At 62.6% G+C, this 14,969-nt stretch carries 13 protein-coding genes; 6 read left to right on the forward strand and 7 right to left on the reverse strand.

Going from position 1 to position 14,969, the window contains the following annotated elements:
- Window positions 1-15 precede the first annotated feature (15 nt).
- The 4 genes from ACRAWE_RS13830 to ACRAWE_RS13845 all read right to left on the reverse strand — a co-directional run bounded on the left by ACRAWE_RS13830 (window position 16) and on the right by ACRAWE_RS13845 (window position 3,772).
- Window positions 16-996, reverse strand: a complete 981-nt coding sequence (locus tag ACRAWE_RS13830) for an MBL fold metallo-hydrolase (RefSeq protein ID WP_211129761.1) — start codon at window positions 994-996, stop codon at window positions 16-18.
- A 22-nt stretch (window positions 997-1,018) separates the two neighbouring features.
- A complete protein-coding gene (phrB, locus tag ACRAWE_RS13835; protein ID WP_432525492.1) occupies window positions 1,019-2,449 on the reverse strand; it encodes a deoxyribodipyrimidine photo-lyase in 1,431 nt (476 codons plus the stop codon).
- Window positions 2,450-2,464: 15 nt separating this feature from the next.
- Window positions 2,465-3,421 (reverse strand): YbgA family protein, encoded by a 957-nt coding sequence (locus tag ACRAWE_RS13840; protein ID WP_063918902.1) that lies wholly within the window; start codon window positions 3,419-3,421, stop codon window positions 2,465-2,467.
- A 141-nt stretch (window positions 3,422-3,562) separates the two neighbouring features.
- Window positions 3,563-3,772 (reverse strand): YbfA family protein, encoded by a 210-nt coding sequence (locus ACRAWE_RS13845; RefSeq protein WP_004939916.1) that lies wholly within the window; start codon window positions 3,770-3,772, stop codon window positions 3,563-3,565.
- Window positions 3,773-4,213: 441 nt separating this feature from the next.
- Between ACRAWE_RS13845 and ACRAWE_RS13850 the strand changes: the two genes are divergently transcribed.
- The 6 genes from ACRAWE_RS13850 (at window position 4,214) to kdpE (ending at window position 12,151) form a co-directional block, all read left to right on the forward strand.
- The gene (locus ACRAWE_RS13850) at window positions 4,214-4,303 is read left to right on the forward strand and encodes a K(+)-transporting ATPase subunit F (protein ID WP_016928742.1); all 90 of its coding nucleotides are present in this window, start codon (window positions 4,214-4,216) and stop codon (window positions 4,301-4,303) included.
- Window positions 4,303-5,991, forward strand: coding sequence for a potassium-transporting ATPase subunit KdpA (gene kdpA / locus ACRAWE_RS13855; protein WP_019454047.1), 1,689 nt, complete (start codon window positions 4,303-4,305; stop codon window positions 5,989-5,991). Before ACRAWE_RS13850 ends, kdpA begins: the two co-directional genes overlap by 1 nt.
- Window positions 5,992-6,017: 26 nt before the next feature.
- Entirely contained in the window at window positions 6,018-8,087 is a 2,070-nt protein-coding gene (kdpB, locus tag ACRAWE_RS13860) for a potassium-transporting ATPase subunit KdpB (protein WP_019454048.1), read from the forward strand.
- 18 nt (window positions 8,088-8,105) lie between these two features.
- Window positions 8,106-8,675, forward strand: coding sequence for a potassium-transporting ATPase subunit KdpC (gene kdpC, locus ACRAWE_RS13865; protein WP_025160037.1), 570 nt, complete (start codon window positions 8,106-8,108; stop codon window positions 8,673-8,675).
- 73 nt (window positions 8,676-8,748) lie between these two features.
- Window positions 8,749-11,445, forward strand: coding sequence for a two-component system sensor histidine kinase KdpD (gene kdpD, locus ACRAWE_RS13870; protein WP_432525493.1), 2,697 nt, complete (start codon window positions 8,749-8,751; stop codon window positions 11,443-11,445).
- A 16-nt stretch (window positions 11,446-11,461) separates the two neighbouring features.
- Window positions 11,462-12,151, forward strand: a complete 690-nt coding sequence (gene kdpE, locus ACRAWE_RS13875; protein WP_019454051.1) for a two-component system response regulator KdpE — start codon at window positions 11,462-11,464, stop codon at window positions 12,149-12,151.
- A gap of 27 nt (window positions 12,152-12,178) precedes the next feature.
- On the opposite strand, the gene ACRAWE_RS13880 is transcribed toward kdpE, so the two are convergent.
- The 3 genes from ACRAWE_RS13880 to pgm form a co-directional block, all read right to left on the reverse strand.
- The gene (locus ACRAWE_RS13880; protein WP_019454052.1) at window positions 12,179-12,478 is read right to left on the reverse strand and encodes a DUF3861 domain-containing protein; all 300 of its coding nucleotides are present in this window, start codon (window positions 12,476-12,478) and stop codon (window positions 12,179-12,181) included.
- Complete coding sequence (locus tag ACRAWE_RS13885) at window positions 12,478-13,125, reverse strand: PadR family transcriptional regulator (protein WP_063918898.1); 648 nt, start codon at window positions 13,123-13,125, stop codon at window positions 12,478-12,480. The genes ACRAWE_RS13880 and ACRAWE_RS13885 overlap by 1 nt, the downstream gene beginning before the upstream one ends.
- A 191-nt stretch (window positions 13,126-13,316) precedes the next feature.
- Window positions 13,317-14,960: a phosphoglucomutase (alpha-D-glucose-1,6-bisphosphate-dependent) gene (gene pgm / locus ACRAWE_RS13890; RefSeq protein ID WP_432525494.1), complete on the reverse strand. Its 1,644-nt coding sequence runs from the start codon at window positions 14,958-14,960 to the stop codon at window positions 13,317-13,319.
- Window positions 14,961-14,969: the final 9 nt, after the last annotated feature.

Genomic DNA, 14,969 nt, shown 5'->3' on the forward strand with positions numbered 1-14,969 from the left:
CTTCTCTCTTCATAGTCAAAATGTCTGTCGGTCGCCCTGCGCCATCAGGATGAATTTCACCCCCAGATCGTTGCCCTGCGCCAGCTGCTGCGCAATGGCGGCGCGCGCGTCTTCGCCCTGCTTCAGGCTGGGCTTGATGTGGCTGATGACCACCGGCAGACCGTTCAGCGAGCCTTCGCCGCCGCTGTACTGCGTCAGGTTCTTCAGCTCCTTCAGCAGCCAGGCCGGCGTCAAATGGCCGTACAGATGTTTGTCCTCAACCCCGTTGGGATAAGAGGTTTCGATAATCATGCCTTTGAGCTTTTTCTGCTCGACAAGCGGCCCCAGCGTGCGCCAGACGGTATCGAGATCGCGCGACTGCTCCACCTTATCCGGCCCGGTATCGCCGAAATAGGCGAAGAACTCGTTGCCGTTGGAAATCAGCAGCATCGACGACGGGTAGCGATCGTGGCTGAGCGGGTACATCACGCCGGTCAACCCGGTCAGGCCGAGGGTAAACCGCTGCTGCGGCCGCACCGTTTGCAGCCGGTAGGTGCCCAGCCGCGCGCCGTTGCCGGCGTCGGTAAAGTTCGGCCAGGCCTTCCAGTTAAAGTAGTGATTACGCAAGGTCAGCACGGTGTCCGCCTGGGCGTAAACGGTTTTTTTATTGTCTTCCGGCGAGCCGACGATCAGCCCCGCCACGTGGTCCAGATGGCCGTGGCTGATAAAGTAGCTGCCGATCAACTGCCGGAACACATAGCCCTGCGGCGTATAAGGCGCGGCCAGCTCGGGCGTCACCTGCGGGAAGCTGCCCTTCTCCAGCCCTTTGGCGATGCCCGGCAGCAGCGAACCGGCGTCCAGCGCCACATACTGCGGCTGATTGTCGCTGCGGATCAGGTAGGAAGTCAGGTTGCCGTCGCTGACGCCGCCATCGACGCCCAGCGCCACCACGTCAAAGCCGGCGATCGCCAGCGCGGAATAGCCGCTCAGGCACAGGGCCAACACCTTTTTCATCATTGCGTCGCTCCTTGCAGTTGCCTCAAGACTCTCCCCGTTTCGCCGCCTCGAACGCCGCCAGCGTCTCCAGACGGGCTTGCTTATGATCGACGATCGGCAGCGGGTAATTCAGCACGCATGGCTGCTTTTCCGCCCAACGGTGAGGATGATGGATGTCATTGTCGGGCACATCCGCCAGTTCCGGCAACCATTTACGGATAAAAGTGCCTTGTGGATCAAAACGTTCACCCTGCGTTGTCGGGTTGAAGATGCGGAAATACGGCGCGGCGTCGGTGCCGGTGGAAGCCGCCCACTGCCAGCCGCCGTTGTTGGCCGCCAGATCGCCGTCCAGCAATTGCGACATGAAATAACGCTCACCGGCCCGCCAGTCGATCAGCAGGTCCTTCACCAGGAAACTGGCGCTGATCATGCGCAGCCGGTTGTGCATCCAGCCGGTGGTGTTCAGCTGGCGCATGGCGGCATCGACGATCGGGTAACCGGTCTCGCCCCGCTGCCAGGCCTGCAGTTTCTCCGCGTCATCGCACCAGCGCACCTTGTCCGTCCAGGCGATAAACGGCCGATGGCGGCACAGCTCGGGATAGGCCACCAGCAGATGGCGGTAGAACTCGCGCCAAATCAGCTCGTTGAGCCAGGCGAAGGCACCGCTCTCGCGATCTTCCAGCAACTGCGGGCATTCGGCACGCAGGCGGTTGAAGCACTGGCGCGGCGACAGCGCGCCGATCGCCAGATAGGGCGACAGGCTGCTGGTACCGGCGAGGGCCGGCAGATCGCGCTGGCGAAGGTAATCCTGCACCTGCTCGCGGCAAAAGGCGCGCAGCCGCTGCAGCGCGGCCTCCTCGCCGGCGGGATAGCCATCCCCGATGTCTGCCGTAGGGTAATCGAACGCCGCTGGCGCCTCAGGCACAGGCAACGCGCCACCGGCACGGGTTTTCGGTGCCGGCAAGCAGTTGAGATCGGACTCGGTCAGGCGATGAATGAAGGCGTTGCGAAACGGCGTATAGACCTTGTACATCTCCCCGCCGCCGGTTTGCACGCTGCCCGGTGGCAACAGCAGGCTGTCATCAAAACCGTGGCACGTTACCCGTCCATTCAACTGCAGCTCCAGCCGCGCATCGCGTCGCTGTTCATTCAGTTCGTACTGGCGATTGTAAAACAGCGCATCCACCTGCTCCCGCCGGCAATAGTCCGCCAGCCAGTCGATCGAAGCGGCAAAATCCGTGCCGGCATGGCAATGCAACGCAATGCCTTTTTGCGCCAGCGCCTGCTGCACCGCCCGCAGGCTGGCATGGATCAGCGCCGCCTGCCGCGGCGCCATCTCATGTTGCCGCCACTGCTGCGGGGTGGCGATAAACACCGCCAACACTCGGGCTTCGGGATCGCTGCAGGCAGCGTGCAGCGCTTTGTTGTCGGTGATACGCAGATCGTTACGCAACCAGACCAGATGAGTGGTCATAAAACTCCTTGTCAATCAATGGCCGTAACGCAAACGCAGCGCCTCCGGGTAAGGTTCGAAATAGCGTTGTTCCGCCAGATAGCGGTCGGGGTATTCCGCCATGTAATGTTTAAGCAGCGCGATCGGCGCCAACAGCGGCTGCATGCCCTGCCGATAACGGTCGATCAGGTGCGCCAGCTCCTGGCGTTGCGCCGCGCTGAGCTGACGGCGGAAATAGCCCTGCACGTGCATCAACACGTTGGTGTGGTTGCGGCGCGTCGCCTTGTGCGCCAACAGCGCCATCAGGCGGCTGCGGTATTCCACAGCGAAGGCTTCCAACGAGTCCCAGCGGTGAATATCGGCGACGAAGCGCCCCAGCTCGCGATACGCCGGCTGCGAATGCGCCAGCAGTGAAAGCTTGTAGCGGCTGTGAAACGCGATCAGCCCGCCGCGGGTCAGCCCCTGACGCCACAGCATATTCAGCTCGTACAGCGCGTACACCCGTTCAATGAAGTTTTCCCGCAGTGCCGCATCCTGCAATCGTCCGTCTTCTTCCACCGGCAGCCACGGCATCTGACGCAGCAGTTCAGCGGTAAACAGCCCGACGCCGTTTTTACGCGAGTCCTTGCCGTTTTCGCTGTAGACCCGCACTCGCTCCAGGCCGCAGCTCGGCGACTTGGCGCAGACGATATAGCCGCACAGATGCTGCAGCGCCGCCACGCGCTGTGCGGAGAAGCGGCGCATCTCCTCGGTCAGATCCACGCTCGCGTCATTGCTGTAACGCATCGCCGGCCAGGGCTGAGCCTGCTTCACCAGGCGCAGCGCCGGGCGCGGCGTCGGCAGGCCGATCGCCATTTCCGGGCAAACGGGCTCAAAGCGCACATAGGGCGCCAACTGTTCCACCGCAAAGGCCAGCCGCTTGTGGCCGCCGTCGAAACGCACCGTCTCGCCCAGTAAACAGGCGCTGATGCCGATAGGGATCTTGTCGCTCATACCTCTCTCCCGTGTTGTTGGCCGATGAGGAAAGTGTAGAAGAACGGCTTGCCGAATACGACCTTGCGCTTGATAGGGGCGGCCAGAGGCATAAAAAAACCCCCGCCGCAGGGCGAGGGTTTTTCGTGAGTCGGCAGTGACTCAGTAGAAATCGCAGGACGCCAATTCCGCCTGCTGCAGCCAGACCGGCTTGTCGCTGGTTTTTGACCAGACGCGGTGCAGGTAGCTGTAAAAACGCCCGCGATCGCTGCGGAACAGCATCACCGGCAGGGCCAAAATGCCCGCGATGACTACTGCGCTGCGGCGCAGGAGAATCCGATGCAGTGAATAAGCGTGATAGGTAGTAGACATGCGAACCTCCTTAAAAACGCCTGCCGTTGATTTGTCAGGGAAAACGGCGTCGGCGTATCAAATGAACAATCGGTAATTTGGTAACTGAGCAAAATTTTAGCGCACTTGATGAAAGTTTACTACTCATCCGACCACTAAATCGCACAAAAAATCGCTAATCACCTCAGTGATTCGTAATTTTGTTACAGCCAAGTTAATTTTTAACTAAACATGGGTTACATTGTGGTTATTTCCTGGTTCGTTATCTCCCGCCTCTGCCCGTTCTCATTCAGGCATCAGGCGCAATCTCACCGCGAGCCTGATGCCTGAAACGCCTAATTTCCGCTGAAATTTCAGCCATTTTTATACTTTTTTTACACCCGCCCGCGCGATTTTTTCATCTTCTTTCTACCCCTCTCCCTACACTGCCTCTATCAAAAACAACACCTCTGGAGGTGTCCCGTGAGTTTCAGCGTTATTGGTGGTGCGCTGTTGGTTCTGCTGCTGTTGGCCTATCTGGTCTACGCCTTGTTTAACGCGGAGGATTTCTGATGGCGGCTTCAGCCTTTTTACTGATCGCCAGCTTCCTGCTGGTGCTTCTGCTGCTGGCCCGGCCGCTGGGCGGCTTTATGGCGCGCCTGATCGAAGGTGAGCCGCTGCCTGCGCTACGCGGGGTGGAAGCCGGCGTCTGGCGTGCCTGCGGCATTCGCGCCACCGAGATGAACTGGTGGCAGTACGCGCTGGCGATCCTGGCGTTCAACCTGCTCGGCCTGGCGCTGCTGTTCGCCTTGCTGATGACGCAGGGCTCGCTGCCGCTCAACCCGCAAGGCTTCCCGGGCCTCTCCTGGGATCTGGCGCTCAACACCGCCGTCAGCTTCGTCACCAACACCAACTGGCAGGCCTACAGCGGCGAAAGCGCCCTCAGTTATTTCAGCCAAATGGCCGGGCTGGCGGTGCAGAACTTCGTCTCTGCCGCCACCGGCATCGCCGTGGCCTTTGCGCTGATCCGCGCCTTTACCCGCCGCGCCGGCAAGACCGTCGGCAACGCCTGGGCCGATCTGTTCCGCATCACGCTGTACGTGCTGCTGCCGATCGCGCTGCTGATCGCCCTGTTCTTCGTCAGCCAGGGCACGCTGCAAAACTTCCTGCCTTACCTGCACGTCACCACGCTGGAAGGCGCGCAGCAGACGCTGCCAATGGGGCCGGTGGCCTCGCAGGAAGCGATCAAGATGCTCGGCACCAACGGCGGCGGCTTCTTCGGCGCCAACTCGGCGCATCCGTTCGAAAACCCGACCGTGTTGACCAACTTCGTGCAGATGCTGGCCATCTTCCTGATCCCCTGCGCGCTGTGCTTCTCCTTCGGCCAACTGGCCGGTGAAAACCGCCAGGGCCATGCGCTGATCTGGGCGATGGCGCTGATCTTCGTGGTGGCGGTGGTGGTGGTGATGTATGCCGAGCTGGCGGGCAACCCGCACCTGAGCGCACTGGGCGCCGACAGCAACATCAATATGGAAGGCAAAGAGTCGCGCTTCGGCATTCTCGCCACCAGCCTGTTCTCGGTGGTGACCACCGCCGCGTCCTGCGGGGCGGTCAACGCCATGCACGACTCCTTCACCGCGCTGGGCGGCATGGTGCCGATGTGGCTGATGCAGATCGGTGAAGTGGTGTTCGGCGGCGTCGGCTCCGGTCTGTACGGCATGCTGCTGTTCGTGATGCTGACGGTGTTTATCGCCGGTCTGATGATCGGCCGCACCCCGGAATACCTGGGCAAGAAAATCGACGTCTATGACATGAAGATGACCGCGTTGGCGATCCTGGTCACGCCGACGCTGGTGTTGCTGGGCAGTGCGCTGGCCATCGGCACCGACGCGGGCCGCGCCGGCATTCTCAACCCGGGCGCTCACGGCTTCAGCGAAGTGCTGTACGCCCTGTCTTCCGCCGCCAACAACAACGGCAGCGCCTTCGCCGGGTTGAGCGTCAATACGCCGTTCTACAACCTGCTGCTGGCCTTCGCCATGTTCGTCGGCCGCTTCGGGGTGATCCTGCCGGTGCTGGCGATCGCCGGTTCACTGAGCGCCAAGCAACGCCAGCCGGCGGGCAACGGCACCCTGCCGACCTATGGGCCGCTGTTCATCGGCCTGCTGATCGGCACCGTGCTGCTGGTGGGGGCGCTGACCTTCGTGCCGGCGCTGGCGCTGGGCCCGGTGGCCGAGCATTTGCAACTTTGGTTGGCAAACTAACCGACGTCACAGAGAGAGAATAAGAGATGACTCGCAAACAACGCGCGCTGTTTGAACCGGCTCTGGTGCGCACCGCGCTGATCGATGCGCTGAAAAAACTGGACCCTCGCGTTCAATGGCGCAATCCGGTGATGTTCGTGGTGTATATCGGCAGCATTCTGACCACCGCCATCTGGCTGGCGATCCTCACCGGCCAGACCGACGGCGCCGCCGCCTTTACCGGCAGCGTCTCCCTGTGGCTGTGGTTCACCGTGCTGTTCGCCAACTTCGCCGAAGCGCTGGCCGAAGGCCGCAGCAAGGCCCAGGCGGAAAGCCTGAAGGGCACCAAGAAAACCAGCTGGGCGAAAAAGCTGGCTGGCCCGCGCCGCGACGGTGCCACGGAGAAAGTGGCCGCCGAGAGCCTGCGCAAAGGCGATATCGTGCTGGTGGAAGCCGGTGACACCATCCCATGCGACGGCGAGGTGCTGGAAGGCGGCGCTTCGGTGGATGAAAGCGCCATCACCGGCGAATCCGCGCCGGTGATCCGCGAGTCCGGCGGCGACTTCTCCTCGGTCACCGGCGGCACCCGCGTGCTGTCCGACTGGCTGGTGGTGCAGTGCAGCGTCAATCCGGGGGAAACGTTCCTCGATCGCATGATCGCCATGGTGGAGGGCGCCAAGCGCCGCAAAACGCCGAACGAGATCGCGCTGACCATTCTGCTGGTGGCGTTGACCATCGTGTTCGTGCTGGCCACCGCCACCCTGTTCCCGTTCTCGCAGTACAGCGTCGAAGCGGCCGGCAGCGGCAGCGTGGTCACCATCACCGTGCTGGTCGCGCTGCTGGTCTGCCTGATCCCCACCACCATCGGCGGCCTGCTGTCCGCCATTGGCGTGGCCGGGATGAGCCGCATGCTCGGCGCCAACGTGATCGCCACCAGCGGGCGCGCGGTGGAAGCCGCCGGCGACGTGGACGTGCTGCTGCTGGATAAAACCGGCACCATCACGCTGGGCAACCGTCAGGCCTCAGAGTTTTTGCCGGCGCCGGGCGTGAAAGAACAGGAACTGGCGGACGCCGCGCAACTGGCCTCGCTGGCGGACGAAACGCCGGAAGGCCGCAGCATCGTGGTGCTGGCCAAACAGCGTTTTAACCTGCGCGAACGCGATCTGCAGGCGCTGAATGCCACCTTCGTGCCCTTCTCCGCCCAGACCCGCATGAGCGGCGTCAACGTGCAGGAGCGTATGATCCGTAAAGGCGCAGTGGACGCCATTCGCCGCCACGTCGAATCCAATCAGGGGCACTTCCCGCGGGCGGTGGACGATCTGGTGGAAAGCGTGGCGCGCACCGGCGGCACGCCGCTGGTGGTGGCGGAAGGCGCACGGGTGCTGGGCGTGGTGGCGTTGAAGGATATCGTCAAGGGCGGCATCAAGGAGCGCTTCAATGAGCTGCGCAAGATGGGCATCAAAACGGTGATGATCACCGGCGATAACCCGCTGACCGCAGCGGCGATCGCCGCCGAAGCCGGGGTGGACGACTTCCTGTCGGAAGCCACGCCGGAAGCCAAGCTGGCGCTGATCCGCCAGTATCAGGCGGAAGGCCGCCTGGTGGCGATGACCGGCGACGGCACCAACGACGCCCCGGCGCTGGCGCAGGCCGATGTGGCGGTGGCGATGAACTCCGGCACCCAGGCCGCCAAAGAGGCGGGCAACATGGTCGATCTGGATTCCAACCCGACCAAGCTGATCGAAGTGGTACACATCGGCAAGCAAATGCTGATGACGCGCGGCTCGCTGACCACCTTCAGCATCGCCAACGACGTGGCCAAATACTTCGCCATCATTCCGGCGGCGTTCGCGGCCACCTATCCGCAGCTGAACGCGCTGAACGTGATGCACCTGCACTCCCCGGCCTCCGCCATCATGTCGGCGGTGATCTTCAACGCTCTGGTGATCGTGTTCCTGATCCCGCTGGCGCTGAAAGGGGTGAGCTACAAACCGATGAGCGCCGCGGCCCTGCTGCGCCGCAACCTGTGGTTGTATGGGGTCGGCGGTCTGCTGGTGCCGTTCATCGGCATCAAACTGATCGACCTGATCCTGGTCGCGCTGCACGTCGCCGGTTAACCATTGAGGGAAATGAACATGACTTATTTACGACCTGCGCTGGTGATGCTGATCCTGCTGACGCTGATCACCGGCATCGCCTATCCGCTGCTGACCACCGGGCTGGCGCAGCTGCTGTTTCCGGGCGCGGCCAACGGTTCGCTGCTGTACCGGGATGACAAGGCGGTCGGCTCCGCGCTGATCGGCCAGAACTTCACGCGCGCCGACTATTTCTGGGGCCGTCCTTCGGCCACCGGTGATTCGGCCTATAATCCACTGGCCTCTGCCGGCAGCAACCTGGCGGCCACCAACCCGGCGCTGGATAAGGCTATCGCCGAACGCGCGGCGCAGCTGCGCCAGGCCAATCCGGCGATGAGCGGCCCGATCCCGGTGGATCTGCTGACCGCCTCCGGCAGCGGGTTGGATCCGCAGATTTCGATCGCCGCCGCACAGTATCAGCTGGCGCGGGTCGCGGCGGCGCGCCATCTGCCGCCGGAGCAGGTCGCCAAACTGATCGACGACAACGTCGATCGGGCCACGCCCAACTTCATGGGAGAATCGGTGGTCAACGTACTGAAGCTGAACCTGGCGCTGGATGCGTTGAAGTAACGCGTCGGATTCAGCATAGTGATAGGGTTCGGCGTGCCGAACCCCTTTTTGCTTGGTAACACAAGGAATTGTCATGGTCGAAGAAGAACAGCAGCGTCCCGATCCCGACAGCCTGCTGGCGCTGGCCAATGAAAAACCGCGCGGACGGTTGAAGGTATTCTTCGGCGCCTGCGCCGGCGTGGGTAAAACCTACGCCATGCTGCAGGAGGCCCAGCGCTTACGCGGTCAGGGGCTGGACGTGCTGGTCGGCGTGGTGGAAACCCACGGCCGCAGCGAGACCGCCGCCCTGCTCGACGGCCTGGCGCTGCTGCCGCAAAAACGCATTCAGCATCGCGGCCGACTGGTGCATGAATTCGATCTCGACGCCGCGCTGGCGCGCCACCCGGCGCTGATCCTGATGGACGAACTGGCGCACAGCAACGCCCACGGCTCGCGTCACCCCAAACGCTGGCAGGATGTGGAAGAACTGCTGGACGCCGGCATCGACGTGCTGACGACCGTCAACGTACAACATCTGGAAAGCCTTAACGACGTGGTGGGCGGCGTGACCGGCGTGCGGGTGCGCGAAACGGTGCCTGACCACGTGTTTGACGAGGCCAGCGAAGTGGTGCTGGTCGATCTGCCGCCGGACGATCTGCGCCGGCGGCTGCACGAAGGCAAAGTGTACATTCCCGGCCAGGCCGAGCGCGCCATCGAGCATTTCTTCCGTAAAGGCAACCTGATCGCCCTGCGCGAGCTGGCACTGCGTCGCACCGCCGATCGGGTCGATGACCAGATGCGCGAGTTTCGCGATACGCAAGGGCGCGAGAAAGTGTGGCACACCCGCGACAGCATTCTGCTGTGCGTCGGCCACAACAGCGGCAACGAAAAGCTGGTACGCATCGCCGCCCGGCTGGCTGCGCGGCTAGGCTGCCACTGGCATGCAGTCTATGTGGAAACCCCCAAGCTGCACCGGCTGCCGGAAAACCAGCGCCGCGCCATTCTGCGCGCGCTGCGGTTGGCGCAGGAGCTGGGCGCTGAAACCGCCACCCTGGCCGATCCGTCCGAAGAGCGGGCGGTGCTGCGCTACGCTCGCGAGCATAACCTCGGCAAAATCATCATCGGCCGCCGCAGCGAGCAGCGCTGGAAGCTGCGCGGCAGCTTCGCCGATCGCCTCGGCCGGCTGGGCCCGGATCTCGATCTGGTGATCGTCGCGCTGGAAAGTGACAACGCGCAGCCGCCGCCGGGCAAAGAGCACGACGGCCGCGGCTTCAACGAGAAATGGCGCATGCAGCTGCGCGGTTGCGCGGTCGCCGTGGCGCTGTGCGCGCTGATTACCCTGCTCTCCCAGTGGCTGCTGCCGGGCTTCGATCAGGCCAACCTGGTGATGGTCTATTTGCTCGGCGTGGCGATCGTCGCGCTGTTCTTCGGCCGTTGGCCATCGGTGCTGGCGGCGGTGATCAACGTCGCCAGTTTCGATCTGTTCTTCGTCCAGCCCGAATGGTCGTTCGCCGTCAGCGATATGCAATATCTGCTGACCTTCGGCGTGATGCTCGCCGTCGGCATCATCATCGGCAACCTGACCGCCGGGGTGCGTTATCAGGCCCGGGTAGCGCGCTACCGCGAGCAGCGGGCGCGCCACCTGTACGAAATGTCGCGCGGGCTGAGCCGCGCGCTGACCGTGGCCGACATCGCCAATACCAGCCGCCACTTCCTCTCCAGCAGCTTCCAGGCGAAAACCGTACTGCTGCTGCCGCAGGAGGACGGCCGGCTGCAGCAAATGGTCGGCGAAGAAGGCGGCCTGCTGTCGGTAGACGAGGCCATCGCGCGCTGGAGCTTCGACAAAGGGTTGCCGGCCGGCGCTGGCACCGACACCCTGCCCGGCGTGCCTTATCAACTGCTGCCGCTCAATACCCCCAAGCAGACCTTCGGCCTGCTGGCGATCGAGCCCAACAACTTGCGCCAGCTGATGGTGCCGGAACAGCAGCGGCTGCTGCAGACTTTCGCGGTGCTGATCGCCAGCGCGCTGGAGCGGCTGCACCTGGCGCGCAGCGCCGAAGAAGCCAAGCTGGACGCCGAACGCGAACAGCTGCGCAACTCACTGCTGGCGGCGCTGTCGCACGATCTGCGCACGCCGCTGACCGTGCTGTTCGGCCAGGCGGAAATCCTCACGCTGGACCTGGCGGCCGAAGGTTCCAATCACGCCACCCAGGCCAGCCAGATCCGCCAGCAGGTGCTGAGCACCACCCGGCTGGTGAACAACCTGCTGGATATGGCGCGCATCCAATCCGGCGGTTTCAGCCTGCGTAAAGAGTGGCAGTCGCTGGAAGAGATCGTCGGCGCCTCGCTGCACATGCTGGAGCCGCTGCTCAGCCAGCATCCGATCGTGGTCGAGCTGCCGCCGGAACAGATCCTGGTCAACTGCGACGGCAGCCTGCTGGAACGGGTGTTCACCAACCTGTTGGAAAACGCCAATAAATACGCCGGCGCCGAGGCCACCATCGGCATTCGCGCCCGCACGCTGCCCGAGTGGCTGGAAGTCGAGGTCTGGGATAACGGCCCCGGCATCCCGGCCGATCAGCTGCAGCTGATTTTCGACAAGTTTTCACGCGGCAATAAAGAGTCGGCGATCCCCGGCGTCGGCTTGGGGTTAGCCATTTGCCGTGCCATTATTGAAGTGCATGATGGCCGCATCTGGGCGGAAAACGGCGCCAACGGCGGCGCCAGCTTCCGCTTCGTGCTGCCGCTGGAAAAACCGCCCGAGATCGACGGCGATGCCTTCGATCTGTAATCAACGCAGGGGAAACGTGAGCATAACGCCAACCAACATTCTGATTGTTGAAGATGAAAAAGAGATCCGCCGCTTCGTGCGCACCGCGCTGGAGAGCGAAGGCCTGCGGGTGTTTGAAAGTGAAACCCTGCAACGCGGGCTGATTGAGGCCGGTACGCGCAAACCGGATCTGATCATCCTTGATTTGGGCTTACCGGATGGCGACGGGCTGAGCTACATCCGCGATCTGCGGCAGTGGAGCGCCATTCCGGTGATCGTGCTGTCGGCGCGCAACGCCGAAGAGGACAAAATCGCCGCGCTGGACGCCGGCGCCGACGACTATCTCAGCAAACCGTTCGGCATCGGCGAACTGTTGGCGCGGGTGCGGGTCGCGCTGCGCCGCCACTCCGCCAGCCAGCAGGAAAGCCCGCTGGTGAGCTTTTCGGAAATCACCGTCGATCTGGTCAACCGCCGGGTGCTACGCAACGACGAAGATCTGCACCTGACGCCGATAGAGTTTCGCCTGTTGGCGGAACTGCTGGCCAACGCCGGCAAGGTGATTACCCAACGCCAGCTGTTGAGCCATGTCTGGGGGCCGAACTACGTGGAACACAGCCACTACCTGCGCATCTACATGGGCCATCTGCGGCAGAAGCTGGAAGCCGATCCGGCCCGGCCCAAACATCTGCTGACCGAAACCGGCGTCGGCTATCGTTTCATGCCTTAACCCCGACGGGCGCGGTTTGCCGCGCCTTTACGCCGCCGGGCCCTTCTTCAAGCCAACCATAAATTCTTTAAACGCCTCGCGCAGCGGAGCGAACACCGGATGTTTGCGGTTTTCAATCATCACTTCGGAGAACAGTTTCAACCCTACCGCGAAGGCCGCGCTCTGTTCAGGGCCGAAGTTCAGATCGTCACGCGCCCGGATGCGCTCGACGATCTCGAGAATATCGTCGTGGTTAGTCACCTCAAAACTCAGCGGTGTTTTCTCGACGGGGTTGCCCTGGCGATCGCTCAGGGCTTCAACGGTAATGTTAAAACGGTGGCCGGGCATCAGTTCTTCTCCTGCTGCGTGGGTTGAATTTGCATTTCGCTTTCGATCGCCGCCACGGCGGTCAACAGCGCGGCGTTGATGCGCTCCACCTGCTGCGGCGTAAGATCGGCGCGCATCACGTTGCCGCGCAGCAGACTGCGCAGACGGTTCATGGCGTCGTAAATGCCTTCCGCCAGGTTGCCGTGCCGATGATGCTCGCGGCCGGCGCCCGCCAGACGCGCCAGAATGACTTCAACTACCTGTTGATGCTTTTGCAGCTCGCCCTCGCCCGCCGTGGTGATGCGGTAGCTTTTGCGGCCGTTGCCGGTGGTGAGCGGTTCGAGAAAGTCCTGCTCTTCCAGCAGCGTCAGCGTGGGGTAAATCACCCCCGGGCTCGGCACGTACAGGCCGGAAGAGGCTTCTTCGATCGCTTTGATCAATTCGTACCCGTGGCTGGGCTTGCGCGCCACCAGCGCCAGCAGTACCAGGCGCAGATCGCCGTGTTCGAACAGGCGATGACGCCCGCCGCGGCCACCGCGCCCGCCTCGGCCATGCTCTTCGCCGTCGCCGCCGAAGTGATGGCGCCCGCCGCGATGATGGCGGCCATCGCCTGCTTCGCATTCATGGTGGTGGTGGTGATGCCGGTGCAAACCTAATCGATGAAACATGGTGTGATACCTCGCTTTAACAGTGAACATCAATACGAGGTTGTTTAGATATATCTAAACAGCGTCGATAACGCTAATCTAGATCGATATATCTAAATGCGCAAGCCTGCGCCGAGAAAAAGATATATCTAAATTACAGGCATAAAAAAAGCGCTGTAAAAACAGCGCTTTTTATCAGACGAGAACAGCGATTATTTGGCGGAAGCCAGCACTTCGCTGACGATTTCGACCGCTTCGTGCTCGATTTTCTCGCGGTGTTCCGCCCCGAGGAAGCTCTCGCAGTAGATCTTGTATGCCTCTTCGGTACCGGAAGGACGGGCCGCGAACCAGCCGTTGTCGGTCATCACTTTCAGGCCGCCGATCGAAGCGCCGTTGCCCGGCGCAGCAGTCAGACGCGCGGTGATCGGGTCGCCCGCCAGGGTATTGGCCTTGACCATCTCCGGCGACAGCTTGGACAGCGCCGCTTTTTGCGCCGCCGTCGCCGGCGCCTGGATGCGGTTGTAGCTTGGCGCACCGAAGCGCTTGGCCAGATCGTCATAGTGATGCTGTGGATTTTCACCGGTTACCGCGGTGATTTCAGCCGCCAGCAGACACATGATAATGCCGTCTTTGTCGGTCGACCAAGGTTGGCCGTTGAAGCGCAGGAACGAGGCCCCGGCGCTCTCTTCGCCGCCGAAGCCCAGGCTGCCGTCGAACAGGCCGTCCACGAACCACTTGAAGCCGACCGGCACTTCCACCAGCTTGCGGCCCAGATCGGCCACCACGCGGTCGATCATCGCGCTGGACACCAGCGTTTTACCTACCGCGACATCGGCGCCCCACTGCGGGCGGTGCTGGAACAGGTAGTTGATGGCCACCGCCAGATAGTGGTTCGGGTTCATCAGGCCTTTTGGCGTGACGATGCCGTGGCGGTCGTAATCCGGATCGTTGGCGAACGCCAGATCGAATTTGTCGCGCAGCGCCAGCAGGCCGGCCATCGCCGACTCGGACGAACAGTCCATGCGGATGATGCCGTCGTGGTCCAGGTGCATAAAGCGGAACGTCTGATCGATGGAATCGTTCACCAGCGTCAGATCCAGCTTGTAGTGCTCCGCCACACGTTGCCAATAGGCGATGCCGGAACCGCCGAGCGGATCCACGCCCAGCTTCAGACCGGCGCGTTGGATGGCCGGCATGTCTACCACCTCAACCAGCCCTTCGACATAAGGCTGCACCAGATCTTTGGCGTGCAGATGGCCGCTGTTCCAGGCCTTGTCCAGCAACTGGCGCTGAACGCCCTTCAACTGCTGCGCCAGCAGGTCGTTGGCGCGCTTTTCGATCACCGACGTCAGGTTGGTGTCGGCCGGGCCGCCGTTCGGCGGGTTATACTTGATGCCGCCGTCTTCCGGTGGGTTATGGGACGGCGTAATGACGATGCCGTCGGCTTGCGCGCCGCCACGGCGGTTGTGGCACAGAATGGCGTGCGATACCGCTGGCGTTGGCGTGAAGCCGTTGTTTTCCTGCACGATCACATCGACGCCGTTGGCGGTCAGCACTTCCAGCACGGAAATGAAGGCCGGTTCGGACAGCGCATGGGTGTCCTTGCCCACATAGCATGGGCCGGTAGTGCCCTGCTGATGACGAACTTCAGCGATCGCCTGGGCGATGGCGAGGATGTGCGCTTCGTTGAAGCTGTGGCGCTGCGCGCTGCCGCGGTGGCCGGAGGTGCCAAATTTCACCGCATGTGCGGGATTGCCGGCTTCCGGTTGCAGCACATAGTACTGCGACGTCAGCTGGGCTACGTTGATCAGATCGCTTTGGCGGGCGGGCTGCCCGGCACGTGGATTATTCGCCATCGACATATC

This window comes from Serratia sp. BFP-2025 (assembly GCF_050880365.1).
Taxonomy (GTDB): domain Bacteria; phylum Pseudomonadota; class Gammaproteobacteria; order Enterobacterales; family Enterobacteriaceae; genus Serratia; species Serratia surfactantfaciens.

Excerpts from the sequence above, each read along its gene's own strand:
- pgm (WP_432525494.1), bottom strand. The coding sequence starts at position 14,960 with ATGGCGAATAATCCACGTGCCGGGCAGCCCGCCCGCCAAAGCGATCTG.
- kdpC (WP_025160037.1), top strand. The coding sequence starts at position 8,106 with ATGACTTATTTACGACCTGCGCTGGTGATGCTGATCCTGCTGACGCTG.
- ACRAWE_RS13880 (WP_019454052.1), bottom strand. The coding sequence starts at position 12,478 with ATGCCCGGCCACCGTTTTAACATTACCGTTGAAGCCCTGAGCGATCGC.
- ACRAWE_RS13845 (WP_004939916.1), bottom strand. The coding sequence starts at position 3,772 with ATGTCTACTACCTATCACGCTTATTCACTGCATCGGATTCTCCTGCGC.
- ACRAWE_RS13830 (WP_211129761.1), bottom strand. The coding sequence starts at position 996 with ATGATGAAAAAGGTGTTGGCCCTGTGCCTGAGCGGCTATTCCGCGCTG.
- kdpD (WP_432525493.1), top strand. The coding sequence starts at position 8,749 with ATGGTCGAAGAAGAACAGCAGCGTCCCGATCCCGACAGCCTGCTGGCG.
- phrB (WP_432525492.1), bottom strand. The coding sequence starts at position 2,449 with ATGACCACTCATCTGGTCTGGTTGCGTAACGATCTGCGTATCACCGAC.
- kdpA (WP_019454047.1), top strand. The coding sequence starts at position 4,303 with ATGGCGGCTTCAGCCTTTTTACTGATCGCCAGCTTCCTGCTGGTGCTT.
- ACRAWE_RS13885 (WP_063918898.1), bottom strand. The coding sequence starts at position 13,125 with ATGTTTCATCGATTAGGTTTGCACCGGCATCACCACCACCACCATGAA.
- ACRAWE_RS13840 (WP_063918902.1), bottom strand. The coding sequence starts at position 3,421 with ATGAGCGACAAGATCCCTATCGGCATCAGCGCCTGTTTACTGGGCGAG.
- kdpB (WP_019454048.1), top strand. The coding sequence starts at position 6,018 with ATGACTCGCAAACAACGCGCGCTGTTTGAACCGGCTCTGGTGCGCACC.